A 17,500-nucleotide genomic window follows, 5' to 3' on the forward strand; every position below is an offset into this window, starting at 1 on the left:
TCGCAACTTCAAGAAATTCGTTTGAGGGGTGCCAGTCAACCTCTCATTTTGTTGCACTTAATGGTTGAATCTGCTGAATCAAATATTACTAAAAAATCCTACTTACAATATTTAGGATTTGAAAAGAATAAAATATACAAAGCAGAGTGCTTGGACATTTGAAACGTCGCATAACAGCAGCTACTCACTTCGCTTCGGCACTTACGGCCTCGCTTGGTCTGCGACACATTCCCCTCCTGGCACTCGCTTGCATGCGCAAGCTACGTGACCAGTCCCTAACGTCCCGCTGGGACTCAGGGTCGGGAAACGTCGAATAGCCTAGTTCGTTAATTGCAATTGGTCAGTGAATGCCTCAGGACATGGGTAACACTTTTGTAGCAAGATATAGGTAACACTTTCAGGTTATTCGTCCCTTTAGATCACCTTTTTAGGAGGGCTTTAGGGATGCCTTGGAAGGAGTTTAATACCATTGATTTAAGATTTCAATTCGTTCTGGATTCGTTACAGACAGGTGTCAATTTTACTCAGCTTTGTGCTCAGTATGGTATCTCCACTAAGTGTGGGTTTAAGTGGAAAGAAAGGTTTCTCAGAGAAGGGAAAGAAGGACTTTTGGATAGAAAGAAGACCAACAAACGCTGGTAAAAAAAATCTCTATGCCTGAGAAAGCTACTAGACCTAACCATGTTTGGACTGTTGACTTCAAGGGATGGTGGTACACTCCTGAAAGAGAGAACGTTAATCCACTCACGGTAAGAGATGATTTCTCCAAATACATTCTCTCAATCAAGACTCTTAAGAAAGGAGACATTGCTTCCGTTAAGGCTGAATTTACTAGGTTATTCTCTATCTACGGATTACCTGATGTCATTCGGTCCGACAATGGGCCTCCTTTCGCTTCTATGCAGTCTCTTTGGGGACTCACTAAACTTTCTGTTTGGTGGCTCTCTCTTGGCATCAAACTTGATCGAATTAAACCAGCAAAACCGTACCAGAATGGCGCTCATGAGCGCATGCATAGGGACATGGCTCGAGAATTACAACAGGAGATCGTTGGAAACATCACACTCTTCCAAAAACTCTTCGATAAGTGGAGAATCGATTTTAACAGAAACAGACCTCATGAAGCTCTAGGAATGAAGACTCCTGAACAAGTCTACGTGAAGTCTGACAAACTATTCGATCCAAATGCTGATTTACTTATCTCATATCCTTATGGATTCAAGCAAAGGCATGTGAACAACAGAGGTTACATCATTTACAATGGACATCTCATTATGGTTGGGAATCCATTTAACGGTTTTAATGTGAGCATCAAAAATGAAAACGATTCTGTTTCCATTTGGTTCGGTTCCAATAAGTTAGGACTCATCGATCATAATTTATTCTTGATCATTTCTGATCCTAACTCATACAAAGTTCATAAACCAAGAAAGTTAACTAAAAAGTGTTACCCTTCATCTGATACCTAACCGTTTCCCATGTCTTGAAGTCATACCTAAAAAATATCCGTTTTTATGGAATCAAACAAGTCCGCTTTTAGGTAATCAATCCATCCAACTTCTCATCCCAAATTCACCGCATTTCCCCCATCACTCGACCTTCAATTCAATTGTTTCAATTTACGATTTCAAACTATTTCGGGTCAAATTTGCAATCATGTCCTGATTCTTTGTTTGAATTTTTGTTTACCCAAATTGGAAAAACGAAATAAAGACCTCATGACTCAAATTTATCATAAAACTTTAACTACGCGACACTTTGATTTGGATTGGAATCGTCATGTCACAAGTAGAACATATGAAAAATTTGCCTATGATGCAAGATGTGAAGTTTTAAGAGAATTAGGATTCCCTATGGAGCGAATGTTAAATGAAGGGATTTCACTTTCTCCAAACCAATCCTATGTCCGCTTTTTAAACCAACAATTTACAAATTCTGACATTACAGTAGAAACGCAAGTGTTCCAAATGTCCAATTCATCTTTGTTTTGGAAACAAACGCTCTTCGGTCAAGACGGGAAAAAAGCATGTGAAATGGAAAGTATTTCTACTTTGATACAAAAAGAGAAAATTGTTCCACTAACCTCTTTACCAAATCTGCAAGAAATGAACTTACATCAATTGACAATTCGTCCTATGCCTGTTCATCAAAATAAGATCGAACATGATTATTATATTCCTTATAGTGAAATGAATTGTTTTTGGATTTTACCGGCAGATGCTATTTGGAAAATTTTCGAAGAAGGACGATTTTTGTTTTTTAAAGAAATTGTAGATTTCCAATTGATTAAAGAAACCGATTCTACAACTTTTTTTATGGGTGGTGAAATCAAAATCTATCATCAACCAAATCCTGGATCTAATGTAAAATTATACAGTTGGATAGAAAGTTTTGAGAAAATCCGTTTTTACTTTCGCCAAGACATTATCGATGCAAATGGCACATTGATCGCCAGTATGAAAGACGAACAATTGTTTGTATCTCTTTTCAACTCTCGACCGAAACGAGCACCTGCTGCTTTTTTTGAAAAAATTGAAAGGTTTATCGAATGAATTATTTTTTTTGTTTCAAAATCGTTTCTTCTTCTTGAGTTAACTCTCGGTAACTACCCAAAGATAAATTTGGATCCAAAACCAAATTACCCATTTTGACTCGTTTAAGATATAAAACTTCTTTTCCTAAACTCTGAAACATTCTTCGAATTTGTCTGTATTTTCCTTCTTTTAGCCAAACTGTGACAATCGTAGGTTCCACAGGTTTGGGAATAGCTAATCTAGCAGGCAATGTTTGGTATCCATCATCCAAAAGAATTCCTTTTTCAAAACTTTGGATATCGTTCTCTGTTACTGGTTCGGAAATTTCTGCGTAGTATTCTTTCTCGACAAAGTGTTTAGGAGAAGTATAATAATGAGCAAGCGTACCATCTGTTGTAAATAATAACAATCCTTCCGTTTCCTTATCCAATCTTCCCACCGGAAACAAATTCATATTTCGATGCCTATCCGATAAATAATCCATGACTGTTTTTTCTCTCGGATCTTCCGTCGCAGTGATGCAGTCTGGTGCCTTATTCATCATAAAATAATAAAACTCTTTTCGTTTTAAAATTTCATCGTAGTATTGAATTTCGTCATCTAAACTTACTTTAAAACCAGGGTCCTTTATGATTTGCCCATTTACCATAACAAGGCCTTGGTAAATTTCTTTTTTCACGTCAGAACGTGTGCCGAGTCCATAATTTCCAAGGACTTTATCTAATCGATCTTTTGCCATCTTTGTATTACATAGATCAAAGAATCTCCAATTCGAAAAGAGGAATTCGTAGGATTCTTTAGAAATAAATCAAAAAAAGCTACCGATTCGGAATCGGAAAAACAATCTAACCAATATGTTCGGAACTTTTAACCGTATCGTTCAATCTTCTAAAATCGCATTTCATCTTTCCTACAAAAGTTCAAAAAAACTGACAATACTGATCACTTTGTTAACCATTATCAATGGTTTATTCCCATCAACCCTCGTTTGGATTGGGAAACTAATCATTGATTCTATTCTAAATTCAAACATGATTCTTTCGAGTTGGCAGGATATTTTACATTCTGACACTGCAATTTATGTTTATTTAGAAGGGATCATCACCATCCTTTATTTTGGATCTCAAAAACTTTATTTTTTATGTACGACACTACTCAGAATCAAACTTGGGCAAGAAGTAAATGAAAAGATTTTGTCGAAAGCGATCACTTTAGATCTCACTCAATTTGAAAACTCAGAAACCTATGACCAAATGACACAAGCACGTTCGGAGGCATCTTCGAAACCACTTTCCATGGTAAATCGGTTTTTCACCATCACTCAATCTTCCATTACCATCATCAGTTTTTTTGGATTACTTGTGAAGTTATCACCACTAGCTTCTTTGATATTAATCATAGCGGCGATCCCTACTTTCATTGCAGAAACACGTTTTTCAAATCATAGTTTCCGATTGTTCCGCTGGAAAGCCAAAGAAACAAGAGAACAAGTTTATCTCGAAACTTTGATGGCAAGGGAAGATAATGCCAAAGAAATTTTATTATTCAACTTAGGGAAAGAGTTTTTAAATCGATATAAACTAAACTTTCAAAAGATTTATTCTGAAGACAAAAAGCTAACTATGAAAAAATCAGTTGTGAGTTTTTTTTTAGGACTCATCAGCCAATTGGCGTTTTATGGAACCTACGTTTGGGTGATTAGCTTAGCATTGGAAAAAAAAATCACCTTAGGTGAAATGACGATGTATTTGGTAATTTTTAGACAAGGCCAAAGTACATTTGCCAATGCCCTTTCTGCGTTTGGTGGTATCTATGAAGACCATCTATATATTGAAAATTTAATGGAATTTCTGAATTTACCAATTTTACAAAAATTTGGTAAAATAAAATTTCAAAACAGAAAATCAGGAATTGTTTTTGATTCAGTTTCCTTTCAATACCCTGGATCCAAAACAGACTCTTTAACCAACGTTAGTTTTGAGTTAGGTTCGGGAGATAAGATGGCAATCGTTGGTGAAAATGGTTCTGGAAAAACTACGTTAATCAAACTGCTAACTCGATTGTATACACCTACGACAGGTGCCATTTACTTAGATGGGATCAATTTAATTGATTGGGAGGAAGAAAGTTTACGAAAAAGGTTTGGGGTTATCTTTCAAAATTTCGTCCAATACCAATTTAAGGTTGGAGATAATATTGGAATGGGTGATGTCAATCAAGTCCAATCAGAAGAACAATGGATCGGTGCTGCTAAATTAGGCATGGCACATGACTTTATCAATCGGTTGGACCTAAAATACCATACGCGTTTAGGAAAGTGGTTCCAAGATGGTAGAGAACTCTCTGGGGGACAATGGCAAAAAATTGCGCTTTCCAGAGCCTTTATGCGATCCGAAGCCGACATCCTGATACTGGATGAACCAACTTCCGCAATTGATGCGGAAGCAGAAATGAAAGTTTTTGAACATTTCCGCGAACACACACTTGGTAAAACTGTGATTTTAATTTCCCATCGTTTTTCGACGGTAAGGATGGCTGATAAAATTTTAGTTTTAGAACAAGGCAAAAAAACGGAATGGGGTGACCATGACAGTTTACTTGCGAAAAAAGGAAAATATGAAAAACTATTTCGATTGCAACAGGCTGGATATCAATAAGATTTAAGGCGACTCCGATACTATCACTAGGTCTAATTCCAAAGGTTGGTTAGAAAATGGATGATAAATATTCAAATTTGGGGATGCGAAAACTAAAAGAACTCATTGATTCCTTTGGAGAACGTTCTAAAGAAATTGGTTCCGTTGCGTCTTCCATCCAACAAGTTGCAAAACAAACCAACTTACTAGCGTTAAATGCATCTATCGAAGCAGCAAGAGCCGGGGAACATGGCCGCGGTTTTGAAATTGTTGCCAATGAAGTCACGAAACTATCATTTCAAACTTCCGAAGCTACCAAAAAAATTTCCGAAATTTTATCACGTATCAATTTAGAAAATTCAGAAGCCAACGCAGATGTTTTGGAGATGGGAAAACAATCCATCATCGAATATGCAGAATTGTGGACAAATAATATAGCCAAAGAACTCGAATCCAAGTTTTATATCATGGCTACTTCTTTATATGGATTAAAGTTTTTAATTCAAAGTTTGGTTCATGCCAATATTGGGATGAAACGAGAACATTTACTTCTAATTTTACAAGAATATTTGATTCAAAACGAACAACAGTTAGCATATGCTATCTGTTGCGAACCAAATGTGATTGATGAAAAGGATTTAGAATACGCAAACAAAGAAGGACATGATCCTAAAGGTAGATTTGTTCCTTACTGCCATAGACATACGGGACGTATCTCAATCGAACCTCTCCAAGGATACGATGTACCAGGTGAAAATGAATGGTATATCCTACCTCGTGATTTGGGCGAAGATGTGATGATGGAACCTTATGATTATCCAATCGAAGGAAAAACTGTGAAGATGACAAGCCTCATGACCAATTTATTTCTGCATTCCCATTTTGCAGGAATCCTTGGTGCTGACTTTTCATTAGAACAACTACAAAAAGAATTATCACCAAAAAGACTGTTCGGATTCGGTAAAACATCTCTTGTCACTTACGAAGGAAATTACGCATCAAATCCCGAGATCGAAAAATTAGGAACACATGTGGAGTCCCTTCCTCCCGATGCACTACTTGCCATCCAACGGGGAGAAAGTTTTTCTGAACTCGATGCCAATCAAAATGTCCGTATACTAAAACCTGTACGAATTGGGCAAAGCAAACGTCCTTGGAGCATTTTGGTCGAATTTAATATTATTTCCGTTTTGAAAAAGTAATCCGTCTAATATCAGATGGAAGAATCAAGAGAAGAAAACCTAGAGTCCCAAATCATCACTTTGTACAAAGAGAAAGAAGAATTAGAATTAGCCCTTGGCACATCTGATACGGATACGATCTTAAAGGAATTTGAGAATTTGGGAAAGGAATTATCCAGGTATTATTCTTTCAAAGAAAACTATAGAAAAGTAGATACTAATTTAATTCACATTGAATCCATTCGTTCCGCCTATATCCCCAAACATAGATTCGAAAACAAATCAATTCGGTAGGGAACAGTATGGAATTACGTATCATCAAAGATAAATTAACAAATCAATCCTTTTTACGTTCTGTTTCTGAGAATTTAGATGATTGGATGGTAGGGTTCCATCAAAATCTGGAACAGAAGGAAAAAATTCAATTCTGGTTTGATTCTGTCATCCATCAATTCATTCATATATTGGATGATGTAGAGGAAAAAGAAGAATTAAGTGTGCTTCTTTTTTCAAAATACGTAGAACTAAAATGTTATTGGAAACAATTGAATACACAAATCCAATACCAAAATTTTAATCGGGGGGAAGCAGAACCCGATTTGATCATCAAAGCATCCCTTACTACCTATATCCTCATTGCCTTAGAACCAATGATTCATGAGGAAGATTTATCGGAGATCCAAGAATTTTTAACAAAACCAATTCGAGAATTGATGATCGAAGAATCTACCGAGGAAACGAATCAAAATCAATCAGATGACACACAACATTATTTATTAAAACAACAGTTAGAAGCGTTATATTATGACAAAGAGAAGTTACTTCTCCATTTGAATTGTAACGATGTGAGTGATGTCATAGAGGTCATACAAAACATGCGAGAGCAAGTGGAAAACCTTAGATTAGAAATGGAAGATTCCTGCATTTTGGATGGATCCATCCATTTTACTGGAAAACGGAAGATCCGAATTCAGAAAATCTAATCCCAAAGAGAGTTGCTTAGCCAAATGTTCCTAAAATCCTGGTTTTATGGACATCGATTCTTTACTGAGTGAATTAAAGACACTTATCAATTCACCCAAAGAACTCGTCACTTTACCTGAGGAAAAACGCCTTGAACTCATCATCCTTTGCGGCAAAATTTCGAGACCAGATCGAAATGAAGTCCGGAAACGGAATCGAACTGTCCGTATCGAAAAAAAACAGATTATCAAAACACAAGAAAAGCAAAAAACTGCTTTAACTGGAATTAGACGAGCCCGAGAATCGGCAGTTTTCAAAGCACCATTACAAATTTCCAATACTGCCGGTTGGTCTTGGGATACAGCAACAGAATTATCACAACCTAAACCATGTTACATTTGCAAAACTCCGTATACAAAACTTCATTTTTTTTACGACTCCATGTGTCCTTCTTGTGCGGAGCTCAATTATTCTAAAAGGTACCAAACGGCCGACTTAAGAGGAACCGTGGCAGTCATCACAGGTTCCCGCCTGAAAATTGGTTACCAAGCCACCCTTCTCCTCTTACGAGCAGGGGCCCGAGTCATTGCCACAACCAGATTTCCAATTGATTCAGCGATTCGTTTCGCAAAAGAATCTGATTTTCATTTATGGAAAGATCGATTACAAATTTTTGGATTGGATTTACGCCATACTCCCAGCGTTGAAATCTTTTGTAAGTTTTTAGAAAACCATTTAGAACGATTGGATATCCTCATCAATAATGCGGCACAAACAGTGAGAAGGCCTCCCGGTTTTTATTCACATTTATTGGAAATGGAGGCAACTCCCATCTCTGATTTACCTTCAGAGGTTCAAAAATTATTAACTTTCTACCAACATTGTAAAAACGAATTAGATTCTTATCGATCTGATTCTGAAATGAAAGACACGGCCACTGCGTTAGCGGTTAGTTGGAACCATAAAACTCCTGGGGTAGGCATTCGTTCTTCTGCTGCGCTCTCACAAATTCCCTATTCACATGATAATTCGCATGAATTGGAAGCAGTATTTCCTGAAGGCAAGTTAGATGCAGATTTACAACAAGTAGATCTTCGCAAAACAAATAGTTGGCGACTAAAACTAGGAGAAATTAACACTTCAGAGATGTTAGAAGTCCAACTTGTCAATGCAGTAGCTCCATTTGTATTGTGTAACCGTTTGGTTGGTCTCATGCGAAAAGACAACACTGGCAAAAAACACATCATCAATGTCTCTGCCATGGAAGGGAAATTCCATCGATTTAAAAAAGAAGACAGACACCCTCATACCAATATGGCAAAAGCAGCGCTCAATATGATGACCCATACTTCTTCGGAAGACTTTGCCAAAGATGGAATTTTTATGAATGCTGTAGATACAGGTTGGGTGACCGATGAAGATCCAGTAGAACTTGCCAAACGAAAACAGGACCTACATGACTTCCAACCTCCCCTTGACATTGTTGATGGAGCAGCTAGGGTCGTTGATCCCCTCTTTGATGGAGTGAACACAGGAAAACATTGGATTGGAAAATTTTTAAAAGATTATTTCCCAATTGATTGGTAGAGAATCGATTCTATGTTTTCGATTGCATTTGTTCTTTTGCATATAAGGTTGCTTGTGAATATCCGAAACTCTTAGATACAGCAATATTGGATTCTTTTAAAACCATCGCGATAATGGCATAATGATGAACTGTGTGAGAACTTAAAAACAAGAGCTCTCTTTCTACAGAAGAAGGAATCATTGGTTTTGGATATTCAGGATTGTAATTTTGAGAGACAAGAATTGGACCAAAAGGAATTTCATTGCTTTGTAATTCTAACTGGATCGCCTGTAATAATTCTATCGCGAGGATTGAACTTGTTTCGATAGCAGAATTTCTTTCCCTTCTGTCATAGTCAATTTGACCAGTTTTCATACCTTTTAAAAACATTTGATAATGTTCAATGATATGGCGAAAATGTTCCCCAGGAGAGGAAGGTTGATCGTTAGGTTTCAGTGTGTAAATCTCTGCAGGTAAATTCTCTAACAAAGAAATACCTTCCTGAAGAAGGACTTCATTTTCTTGGAACAATCTTGGCATCTAGTTCAGTTTAGGTAGAAGAGAAATGAGCTGACGAGTATATTTCTTCGATCGATGAATTTTTCCACACAAACGTTCACCAATTCTACAATCCAAATCAAAAGTAAATTTCCATGGAATTGAATTCTACAATCCTTATCGGAAAAGAAATGTGCCTTTAGACGACTCATCACTCGAGTTTAAGAAAAAAAACATTGATGCGGAAACCTAGTTTCAATTCGATTTCACAGCCAGTTCCGTTTAATTATATTGACTGACTAGTCAGTATCTTTGTTTATGGAAATCAATGGCATTTTTGGTTTCCAGTTTGTTTCTCATTTTAGTGTTTATGATGGGAACCATAATCGGTTCCCCCGATGCCCCATTCCCTCAAGGGGATGAAATTATGCACATTCGCTCGGTTCGGGAGAGTTTGCAGATAGGAAGTGTCCTCATTCCCAGTTTATCTGGACTTCCGAACCCCTATAAACCTCCCCTTCTTTTTTGGATGGGAATGGCCAGTGACCAAATCTTTGGAATGAGTTATGTATCCGAACGATTGGTTTCCATATGTTTTGGAACGGGAAGCCTCCTCTTACTTTACCGATTGGTGATGGAAATGGGAAGGTCTAGAAGCGAAGCAGTACTCACATCACTACTCTTTGGATTTTCCTTTTTATCTCTTAAATTTTTTGGACTTCTGATGATGGAAGGCCCTATGGTTTTCTTTTTATTAATCTATTTTTATTGTTTTTACCTTTACCAGAAAACAAAAAAACTCTCTTACCTTTTCTCTGGAAGTTTTTTGTCTGGAATTGGGTATCTACTCAAAGGACCAATCCTACATGTATATCTCATTCTATTTCTATTCAGTTATTTTTATGTGAAACTCATTCGATTCCGTAAGGGAAAATTATCTTTTCAATGGAAACATATTTTCCAAGAGAAATGGATTGTTTATTCCTTTGCCTTAACTGCGATCATTCCTTTGTTTTGGATTCTCTTTTTGTATTTTTATGTGCCATCTGGCAAAGACTTACTGCGATTTTTCTTTATCACAGAAAATATGGGGAAGTTTTATTCCGCAAACCAACCAGGACTTCGTATATGGTTAGGATGGGTTTTATATACCGTTCCCTTTACGATTCCTTTATTGCAACTCGTTTGGAATTCGATCACTCAGAAAATACAAACAAAACACCAAACGTATGTGCAAACCGTTTTAGTGTTTTTTCTTTTGGTTACAAGTTTACATCTCCTACCAAATAGGAAGGACCCTTATTATGTAACTCCTTTTATTAGTTTCATATTTTTACTTCCTGCAATGAAAGGAATCAGTTGGCAATCAGTCCTTATGACAAAAGCGAACCAAATTTCCTTACTCCTTGTTTATTTCCTTTTGGTAATTCTTTCGATGTTTGTTAGATTACCTTATTTATTTGGTATCTCACTACTATTCACGGTCCTTGTCGCAAGTAGCTTTTGTTTTTTTCAAAAAAGAGACCACCAGTGGAAAGGAATCCTTTTTTCCCAACTATCCCTTCTGCCCATTGTGATCTTTTTTTTACTGAGACCCATGTCTGATCCTGACTTACGAATTCAAACAAAAGAGATTCAGCAGGAATCCATATGTGTGGTCGCAGAAAATCCTTGGACTGCGATGGATGCACAAAACAAATTACAGAACGCCAAAATCCAATTTTCTCTTCCATTGACTATCGATGAAAATTGTAGGAATACTCAATATCTGATCAATTACACAAAAGGAAAAGTTCCCAATGAATTCACTCCAATCAAATCTTGGTTCCATTGGACTCAACATCTCGATTTGGATTTTCCAACTGTTGTCACTTCCCTCTTGAAGATGGATTCAAAAAAATTCCAAACAGAAATCACATTATGGAAAAGAGAGGAAACTAAATGAAAAAGTATGGAATCTTAGTCCTCCTATTGTTTTCGATCACGATTTGGGATCTTTCAAAAAACAACCTTCCTCAATTCGGGAAAAAAGTTTCGATGAATGAAGCTCCTAAATGTAAATCCATGTGTGAGTCAGTAAAGAATTGTTTGAGTGAAGAACAAAGGAAATTACAAGATCCAAAACTGGTTCAGTTTGCTTGTGAAATCCTCTGCACCAAACAATTCCAGCTATTTGATGGTTGTTCCCAAGCCATTTTAACTTCCTGCCAAGCAGGAGAACTGTGTATTAAAAATCTAACAAAGGGGCTTTTTTAATTAATAAAAAGTTGAATGACCAGTCATGCAAGATAAAACAAGTATCATCATTCCTACATACAATGAAGCAGGTAATATCAAAAACTGCGTAGAAACGATCACTCATGTATTAGAAAAAAATTCATTACCTTTTGAGATCATCATCGTAGACGACAACTCTCCCGATGGCACTTATGAAGTAACAAAAGTATTGGCCGCTTATGATTCTAGGATCAAACCGTTTGTGAGAAGAAATGAAAAAGGCCTAAGTTCTGCTGTGACTTTTGGATACAACAAGGCAAGTGGAGACCAATTTGTAGTCGTAGATGCAGATTTCCAACATGATTATACTAAAATTCCCGATGTCATTCGGCTCTTAAAAGAAAATGATATCGTTGTCGCAACACGAAGGAGTGAGGATGGAGGTTATGGTAATTTTCCCATCTATCGTAAGTTAGCAAGTCTATTTGCAACTAAGATATCTGAATGGTTATTTCCTGTAAAAATTTCAGATCCAATGAGTGGATTTTTTGGAATTCGTAAATCGGTATATTTAGATACCAAAGACAAATTAAATCCAAGAGGTTACAAAATCCTTTTTGAAATCTTAGGAATTGTCAAAACAGATAAAATCGCAGAGATCGGTTATACCTTTGGTTTACGCACTTGGGGACATTCCAAATTGGATTCGGGAGTGATCTTTTATTTCCTCTGGGATTTAGTTTCCATTAAGTGGTATCAGTGGAGACAAACTCATTCTTTCTTTTTGGGTAACAAAGGAAGAAATTCCCATATCCATCCATAAACCAACTTAAGTGAATTCTAAAAAAATTAGCTTACAGAAAAATTTTTTGAATCCATTTTTTGTTAAGAGTACCTAAGGTATTTTGATTCGTTACCGTAGATCAGTTTGTGAGGAACAAAATGGTTACGGAATTCACAAAAGAAAAAAACTACCGAATCGAGACCAATCGATTGGATTTGTATTCCACAAAAGGATTGGATGAAGACATGACAAACCTCCTCCAAAATGGAACGAGTGCGATTTATATCGACTTTTCCAATGTGGAAGAAGTATCTTCTGCTGTTCTTGGACTTCTTTTATACAAAAAGATGACCTATCAAAAACAAGGAGTTCAATTATTTTTAATCAATGTAAAACCTCAAATCCAAAAGGTTTTAAAAATTTTAAATCTAAATGGACACCTACTTCTTTGAGACCTTGGTTTTCCCTACTTCCCAAATTAGGCCTGAATGAGGAGGCAATTCTAAAGTATCACCTAAAACATTCGCACCTCCAAAACCATAGAGGGATTTTCCCTTATTTGTTACCGTCAGTCGTTCGACTTTCTCTCCAAAATTGAGATACACCATCAGGTGATTCTCACTCCCTCTTCTTTCAAAACACAATACATCGTCTGAATCTGTAGGTAAGGTATTTAGACTTCCTTCTCTGATTACCGACATTTTTCTACGAAAGGTAAACATGGTTTGGTAATGGTTCCACAATGAAGTTGGATCTTGTTTTTGGGACTCCACTGTATCTTCTGATTGAAAGGAACCCGTGGGTAACCAGGGTTTCCCTTTTGAGAAACCTGCATTTTTTGAACCATCCCATAACATGGGCAGACGACAATTGTCTCGATTGATATAAATTCCTAACAAGTTAGAAAGAAACAATGGTACAAAACGATTCATTTTTGCAATTGGATCCTTCCCAAAAAAATTGGAAATCCTACCTTCTTTTCGACCAATCTCTTCCCCATAATAAACGACGGGAACTCCTCTTGCCATAAATTGAAAACAAACTAATAATTTTGCTTTTCGGAGGTCGCCACCTAACCGATCGATGTAACGCCTTTGGTCATGATTTCCTAAAACATAAGTAGGTGTATAGGGACTCGGAAATACGGATTCATTTTTCTCAAGCAGTTGTTTGAAAAACTTTGCTTTGTATTGGAAATGAATCAGTTCAAATTGAAAAACCAAATTGAGACCATCGGCTTTTTCTCCTAAAAAGGATTTTAAAACTTGGTCAGAGCCACTAACTTCTCCAATGAGAAAAGGTTTATGTTTGTATTTGGAAATATGTTTTCGAACTTCTTTTGCAAAGGAAAAGGATTCTGGAAGATTTAAGTTGTATTGTTTTTTTTGAAAGAACGCCTCATCATGGTTATCTGGTGTTGGGAAAAAACGAAAACTAAATGGATTATTTCGAAATCCTTCGTCTTTGTAAATAGAATTAAAAATGTCTAAACGGAACCCATCCACTCCCTTTTGTAACCAAAAATCGAGGACAGCAAACATTTCTTTTTTGACTTTTGGATTTCGATAATTTAGGTCAGGTTGGAACGACAAAAAATTGCTATAGTAGTATTCGTTTGTTGACTCATCATAATTCCAACCCGATTTTCCCACCATGGAGATCCAGTTATTAGGTGGTTTTTTCGTCCCTGTTTTCCAAATGTAAAAATCCCGTTTCTGATTTGATAAGGAAGATTTTGATTCTAAAAACCAAGGATGTTTGTCGGAAGTGTGGTTCATCACCATATCCAGAACAACCCGCATCTTTCGTTTGTGAATGGCCCTGATTAACCGTTCACAATCCTCCATAGTGCCAAAACGAGGGTCGATCTTCGTATAATCTGCGATGTCATAACCAAAATCTTCCCCAGGGCTTAGGTAGAAGGGAGAAAACCAAATCGTTTCCACACCTAAGGACTGAATCTCGTCCAAACGGCTGAGAATCCCTTGTAAATCGCCAATTCCATCACCATTGGAATCCTGAAACGACCAAGGGTAAATTTGATAAATTGAAGTTTGTTTCCACCATTCCATTTTGTTTTCCATGACTTTTCTAAAACCCCTTCGTTATTTCAGTTGCCTCTTACCTAATCACCGAATTTCTGTTCTTTATACAAGCAGGTAGCAATGGATAAAGAAAAAATCAAACTTTCCGGTTTCAATAATCTGACAAAAGTTTTGAGTTTTAACCTCTACGATTTTTGCATCACACTCGATGACGAACAAAAAGGTAGATATGTAAGTTATATCCACGACAAATATAATGCGACAAAAATTACAGAGATTTCTAAAGAGATCGTCAAACGCATTGATGCCAATATCCTATCCGTTTCTGCCCAGGATTACGATCCGGTCGGTGCTTCTGCCATGGTTCTTATGAGTGATGTGAAAGGTGGTGGAAATCCCATCCCTTCGGCGCAAGTAAGTATGCATCTAGACAAATCCCATATCACAGTTCACACCTACCCGGATGCGGCTGATCCAGATGGAATTTGTTCTTTCCGAGTTGATATTGATATATCCACATGTGGGGAAATCATTCCTCTTGACTCCATCAATTTCTTATTTGAAGCATTTGAATGTGACGTTGTGTACATTGATTATGTAGTGCGAGGTTACACTCGTCTTGCTGATGGAAGAAAAATTTACAACGATCATCATTTCAATTCGATCTTAGATTTCATCAAACCAGAAATCAAAAGAAACTATACCTTCCTTTCCGATATCAATATGCCACAAGATAACACTTGGCAAACAAAGATGATGATTCGGGAACTTGGACCTGAAAATTATCTATTAAATCCGGAAGATATCTCTCATCCAGAAGTGCAAAATAAAATGAAGTTACTGAGAGAGGAGATGAAAGAAGTCTATCATATGATCCACTAAAGGATCATTTTGATTGGGAATTGATTTCTCTTTGAATTCTTTCCCAATCAGATGCTTCGATTTTCGGTAAAGCATACACAATCTCCCGATTTGGTGGGATCAGAAAAAATTGGGTCCCATGTTCATCTCTTTGTTTCAGAACTTCATGTTCTGGTAAATAAGCACCTAATCTTCTGTAAAAACTTTTTTCATTTTCTGAATTGGGACGAAGGGCAAGTATTTCCAAAGATGTTTGGTAATAGGCCAAATAATTTTGAATGGCTTCTTCTGATTCTGATGGATCTGTTACTAAAAAATAAATAGAAAACGATGTTTTCGGAAATTGAACGCGAAACTTTCGAAGTGCTTCCAGTGCCAATGGACATTTTTTTCCACAACCAACTAATCCTGGATAGATGATGATCCAATTGGATGTTGGTTCCGTTAAAAAACGATGTTTGCAGAAATCACAAGGAATCTTTCGATAAGAACTAGATAAAACCTGTAAGGTTACACTAAATCCTAAAATTACAATTCCAACAACAACCCAAAGAAGGATCCTAAATTTTAATTTAGGTTTTACTTCCATGATCAATCATAGAGGCAAGTGTCTCTACAGAACTATTTAAATTATGAAAAATCACATTGCCTTTATCAATGAAAGATATCATTTCAGAACTTGTATTTAAATTGGTTTGGGTTTTTAAATTTAAATCCATAATGGAATCGGATATTTCTACCATGCTGGAAGATTGTTCTTTACTCGAAAGTTGCATTTCCTTAGCAATTTGATCTAATGTAGTCAAAGCTTCTTCTTGTTTTTCAAATGCAGAGAGTGTGCCAGATATTTTCTCTGTTAACTCACCCATACCCACTTCTGAAGATAAAATTGATTTCACAAATCCTTGAACCGTTTGGTTGATTTGGTTGGATTGTTTAAAACTCACTTGGATGGCCGATTTGATTTTTCCTGAAATGGAGGATATGTTTTTTGTCGCATCTGCGGTTGAATCAGCGAGTTTCGAAATCTCTGAGGCAACCACAGCAAAACCTCGTCCCGCATCTCCAGCTCTTGCCGCTTCAATCGATGCATTTAACGATAGTAAGTTTACTTTTTCAGCAATGTCAGAAATCAAATCTAAAATTTCTTCCATTTTCTCGGAATCATCCACAGCGACTTCCATGGATTGATACAAAGTGGAAAACTCAGCTTCTGTTTTTTTAACAGACTCGGCTGATTCTTGGATTTTTTTTCGCATCACTTCCAATGATTTCACAAAACCTTCATTCATATTGAATAAGTTTCGGTTTAACTCTTCCACAGTTTTCACTTCTTTGATTTGGCGATTGGATCCTTCTAAAATCATTTGGCTTGACGCAGTGGTTTCTTCCGTGGCAGCAGAAATTGCTTCGATGGAAGAAGATTGGTTTTGGAACGAGGTCTCAAATTCTCGAACTGCCGTTGCGATTTGATTGGAATTCTCTAAGTATAATTTAGTTTCGTGAGAGACTTCGTCAATGGCTGCAGTGACTCCGGCCATTACGGTTTCTAAATTGGTTTGGGTTTCAATTTGAACTCGCAAATCCTGGACAGAAGAAAATGAAAAATAAATCAGAATCCCTGTTTCCATGACCACAAAAAGTGCATGAGTGAATACAATTTCGAGACCAGTTCCATAACTATAAACAATGACCTTGGTATCAAAAAGCACAACACCAAACTCTTGTAAGTAATTTCCAACTAAGTGGTGGATGGCGATTGTGAGTGCGGCGACAAATAACACCTTCCAATCATCATACACAAATAAAATGGCAAGTGCACTGAATACATGAAAATGCATTTCAATCCGACCAAATTGTGCCTGGATGAGAAGAGCACTAAACATCATAAGCACGGCTCCGTTCCAAGCTCGTAAGAAAAAACTACCTCGAAACAATCGATAAAAGAGAAATGATAATAACGAAAAAACTATGGCTGAACTTGTGACTACGAATGTAGCACCATAACCGAGGGATAGAAAAAAAACGAGGGGTACGTGAGCTAGTATCGCCCAAACAAAAAATGTATCTACTTTCCTTTGGCGTTCGAATAGAACAGCTGCCAATCTTATATCCATATGTTAATAGACGAATAAAACGTTGTAAATGCGAGTCAATAAATGATATCCGAGGAGAAGTGATCAATTTTCTCTACTGCGATTCTAAGTACGTGTA

Annotated in this window: 18 protein-coding genes; 13 read left to right on the forward strand and 5 right to left on the reverse strand. The window is 36.8% G+C overall.

What is annotated here, in order from left to right; genetic code table 11:
- Positions 1-444 precede the first annotated feature (444 nt).
- From EHQ59_RS17835 to EHQ59_RS08560, 3 genes are all read left to right on the forward strand, one after another.
- Positions 445-642, forward strand: a complete 198-nt coding sequence (locus tag EHQ59_RS17835) for a helix-turn-helix domain-containing protein (protein WP_244245452.1) — start codon at positions 445-447, stop codon at positions 640-642.
- Positions 643-653: 11 nt separating this feature from the next.
- Complete coding sequence (locus EHQ59_RS08555; RefSeq protein ID WP_135619259.1) at positions 654-1,469, forward strand: integrase core domain-containing protein; 816 nt, start codon at positions 654-656, stop codon at positions 1,467-1,469.
- 249 nt (positions 1,470-1,718) lie between these two features.
- Positions 1,719-2,552 (forward strand): acyl-CoA thioesterase, encoded by an 834-nt coding sequence (locus tag EHQ59_RS08560; protein WP_135619260.1) that lies wholly within the window; start codon positions 1,719-1,721, stop codon positions 2,550-2,552.
- Between the two features lies 1 nt (position 2,553).
- Here the strand turns inward: EHQ59_RS08560 and EHQ59_RS08565 are convergent, their stop codons facing one another.
- The gene (locus EHQ59_RS08565) at positions 2,554-3,273 is read right to left on the reverse strand and encodes a pseudouridine synthase (protein ID WP_135619261.1); all 720 of its coding nucleotides are present in this window, start codon (positions 3,271-3,273) and stop codon (positions 2,554-2,556) included.
- A gap of 115 nt (positions 3,274-3,388) precedes the next feature.
- Between EHQ59_RS08565 and EHQ59_RS08570 the strand changes: the two genes are divergently transcribed.
- From EHQ59_RS08570 to EHQ59_RS08590, 5 genes are read left to right on the forward strand one after another with little or no spacing between them, the layout of a single operon-like run.
- Positions 3,389-5,191: an ABC transporter ATP-binding protein gene (locus EHQ59_RS08570; protein ID WP_135619262.1), complete on the forward strand. Its 1,803-nt coding sequence runs from the start codon at positions 3,389-3,391 to the stop codon at positions 5,189-5,191.
- Positions 5,192-5,247: 56 nt separating this feature from the next.
- Positions 5,248-6,372 (forward strand): methyl-accepting chemotaxis protein, encoded by a 1,125-nt coding sequence (locus tag EHQ59_RS08575; protein ID WP_135619263.1) that lies wholly within the window; start codon positions 5,248-5,250, stop codon positions 6,370-6,372.
- 15 nt (positions 6,373-6,387) lie between these two features.
- Positions 6,388-6,645 carry a hypothetical protein gene (locus EHQ59_RS08580; protein ID WP_135619264.1) on the forward strand — a complete coding sequence of 86 codons (258 nt, stop codon included), beginning with the start codon at positions 6,388-6,390 and terminating at the stop codon, positions 6,643-6,645.
- Between the two features lie 8 nt (positions 6,646-6,653).
- A complete protein-coding gene (locus EHQ59_RS08585) occupies positions 6,654-7,334 on the forward strand; it encodes a hypothetical protein (RefSeq protein WP_135619265.1) in 681 nt (226 codons plus the stop codon).
- A gap of 46 nt (positions 7,335-7,380) precedes the next feature.
- Complete coding sequence (locus tag EHQ59_RS08590) at positions 7,381-8,901, forward strand: SDR family oxidoreductase (RefSeq protein WP_135619266.1); 1,521 nt, start codon at positions 7,381-7,383, stop codon at positions 8,899-8,901.
- A 10-nt stretch (positions 8,902-8,911) separates the two neighbouring features.
- On the opposite strand, the gene EHQ59_RS08595 is transcribed toward EHQ59_RS08590, so the two are convergent.
- The gene (locus EHQ59_RS08595) at positions 8,912-9,421 is read right to left on the reverse strand and encodes a DinB family protein (protein WP_135619267.1); all 510 of its coding nucleotides are present in this window, start codon (positions 9,419-9,421) and stop codon (positions 8,912-8,914) included.
- Positions 9,422-9,707: 286 nt separating this feature from the next.
- On the opposite strand from EHQ59_RS08595, the gene EHQ59_RS08600 reads away from it, so the two are divergent.
- The 4 genes from EHQ59_RS08600 to EHQ59_RS08615 all read left to right on the forward strand — a co-directional run bounded on the left by EHQ59_RS08600 (position 9,708) and on the right by EHQ59_RS08615 (position 12,832).
- Positions 9,708-11,324, forward strand: coding sequence for an ArnT family glycosyltransferase (locus EHQ59_RS08600; protein ID WP_135619268.1), 1,617 nt, complete (start codon positions 9,708-9,710; stop codon positions 11,322-11,324).
- Positions 11,321-11,635, forward strand: a complete 315-nt coding sequence (locus EHQ59_RS08605) for a hypothetical protein (RefSeq protein WP_135619269.1) — start codon at positions 11,321-11,323, stop codon at positions 11,633-11,635. Before EHQ59_RS08600 ends, EHQ59_RS08605 begins: the two co-directional genes overlap by 4 nt.
- Before the next feature lie 25 nt (positions 11,636-11,660).
- Positions 11,661-12,419, forward strand: a complete 759-nt coding sequence (locus EHQ59_RS08610; protein ID WP_135619270.1) for a polyprenol monophosphomannose synthase — start codon at positions 11,661-11,663, stop codon at positions 12,417-12,419.
- A gap of 119 nt (positions 12,420-12,538) precedes the next feature.
- A complete protein-coding gene (locus tag EHQ59_RS08615; protein WP_135619271.1) occupies positions 12,539-12,832 on the forward strand; it encodes an STAS domain-containing protein in 294 nt (97 codons plus the stop codon).
- Here the strand turns inward: EHQ59_RS08615 and EHQ59_RS08620 are convergent.
- Entirely contained in the window at positions 12,821-14,452 is a 1,632-nt protein-coding gene (locus EHQ59_RS08620) for an alpha-glucosidase (protein ID WP_135619272.1), read from the reverse strand. The genes EHQ59_RS08615 and EHQ59_RS08620 overlap by 12 nt on opposite strands.
- Positions 14,453-14,545: 93 nt before the next feature.
- Here EHQ59_RS08620 and speD point away from each other — a divergent pair, with 93 nt between their 5' ends.
- Positions 14,546-15,307 (forward strand): adenosylmethionine decarboxylase, encoded by a 762-nt coding sequence (gene speD, locus EHQ59_RS08625; protein ID WP_135619273.1) that lies wholly within the window; start codon positions 14,546-14,548, stop codon positions 15,305-15,307.
- A 4-nt stretch (positions 15,308-15,311) separates the two neighbouring features.
- Here the strand turns inward: speD and EHQ59_RS08630 are convergent, their stop codons facing one another.
- Positions 15,312-15,875, reverse strand: coding sequence for a thioredoxin domain-containing protein (locus tag EHQ59_RS08630; protein WP_135619274.1), 564 nt, complete (start codon positions 15,873-15,875; stop codon positions 15,312-15,314).
- Positions 15,859-17,391, reverse strand: a complete 1,533-nt coding sequence (locus EHQ59_RS08635) for a methyl-accepting chemotaxis protein (RefSeq protein ID WP_208652350.1) — start codon at positions 17,389-17,391, stop codon at positions 15,859-15,861. Before EHQ59_RS08635 ends, EHQ59_RS08630 begins: the two co-directional genes overlap by 17 nt.
- Positions 17,392-17,500 lie beyond the last annotated feature (109 nt).

It is taken from the genome of Leptospira kemamanensis, from assembly GCF_004769665.1.
GTDB lineage: Bacteria > Spirochaetota > Leptospiria > Leptospirales > Leptospiraceae > Leptospira_A > Leptospira_A kemamanensis.

Excerpts from the sequence above, each read along its gene's own strand:
- EHQ59_RS17835 (WP_244245452.1), top strand. The coding sequence starts at position 445 with ATGCCTTGGAAGGAGTTTAATACCATTGATTTAAGATTTCAATTCGTT.
- EHQ59_RS08555 (WP_135619259.1), top strand. The coding sequence starts at position 654 with ATGCCTGAGAAAGCTACTAGACCTAACCATGTTTGGACTGTTGACTTC.
- EHQ59_RS08560 (WP_135619260.1), top strand. The coding sequence starts at position 1,719 with ATGACTCAAATTTATCATAAAACTTTAACTACGCGACACTTTGATTTG.
- EHQ59_RS08565 (WP_135619261.1), bottom strand. The coding sequence starts at position 3,273 with ATGGCAAAAGATCGATTAGATAAAGTCCTTGGAAATTATGGACTCGGC.
- EHQ59_RS08570 (WP_135619262.1), top strand. The coding sequence starts at position 3,389 with ATGTTCGGAACTTTTAACCGTATCGTTCAATCTTCTAAAATCGCATTT.
- EHQ59_RS08575 (WP_135619263.1), top strand. The coding sequence starts at position 5,248 with ATGGATGATAAATATTCAAATTTGGGGATGCGAAAACTAAAAGAACTC.
- EHQ59_RS08580 (WP_135619264.1), top strand. The coding sequence starts at position 6,388 with ATGGAAGAATCAAGAGAAGAAAACCTAGAGTCCCAAATCATCACTTTG.
- EHQ59_RS08585 (WP_135619265.1), top strand. The coding sequence starts at position 6,654 with ATGGAATTACGTATCATCAAAGATAAATTAACAAATCAATCCTTTTTA.
- EHQ59_RS08590 (WP_135619266.1), top strand. The coding sequence starts at position 7,381 with ATGGACATCGATTCTTTACTGAGTGAATTAAAGACACTTATCAATTCA.
- EHQ59_RS08595 (WP_135619267.1), bottom strand. The coding sequence starts at position 9,421 with ATGCCAAGATTGTTCCAAGAAAATGAAGTCCTTCTTCAGGAAGGTATT.
- EHQ59_RS08600 (WP_135619268.1), top strand. The coding sequence starts at position 9,708 with ATGGCATTTTTGGTTTCCAGTTTGTTTCTCATTTTAGTGTTTATGATG.
- EHQ59_RS08605 (WP_135619269.1), top strand. The coding sequence starts at position 11,321 with ATGAAAAAGTATGGAATCTTAGTCCTCCTATTGTTTTCGATCACGATT.
- EHQ59_RS08610 (WP_135619270.1), top strand. The coding sequence starts at position 11,661 with ATGCAAGATAAAACAAGTATCATCATTCCTACATACAATGAAGCAGGT.
- EHQ59_RS08615 (WP_135619271.1), top strand. The coding sequence starts at position 12,539 with ATGGTTACGGAATTCACAAAAGAAAAAAACTACCGAATCGAGACCAAT.
- EHQ59_RS08620 (WP_135619272.1), bottom strand. The coding sequence starts at position 14,452 with ATGGAATGGTGGAAACAAACTTCAATTTATCAAATTTACCCTTGGTCG.
- speD (WP_135619273.1), top strand. The coding sequence starts at position 14,546 with ATGGATAAAGAAAAAATCAAACTTTCCGGTTTCAATAATCTGACAAAA.
- EHQ59_RS08630 (WP_135619274.1), bottom strand. The coding sequence starts at position 15,875 with ATGGAAGTAAAACCTAAATTAAAATTTAGGATCCTTCTTTGGGTTGTT.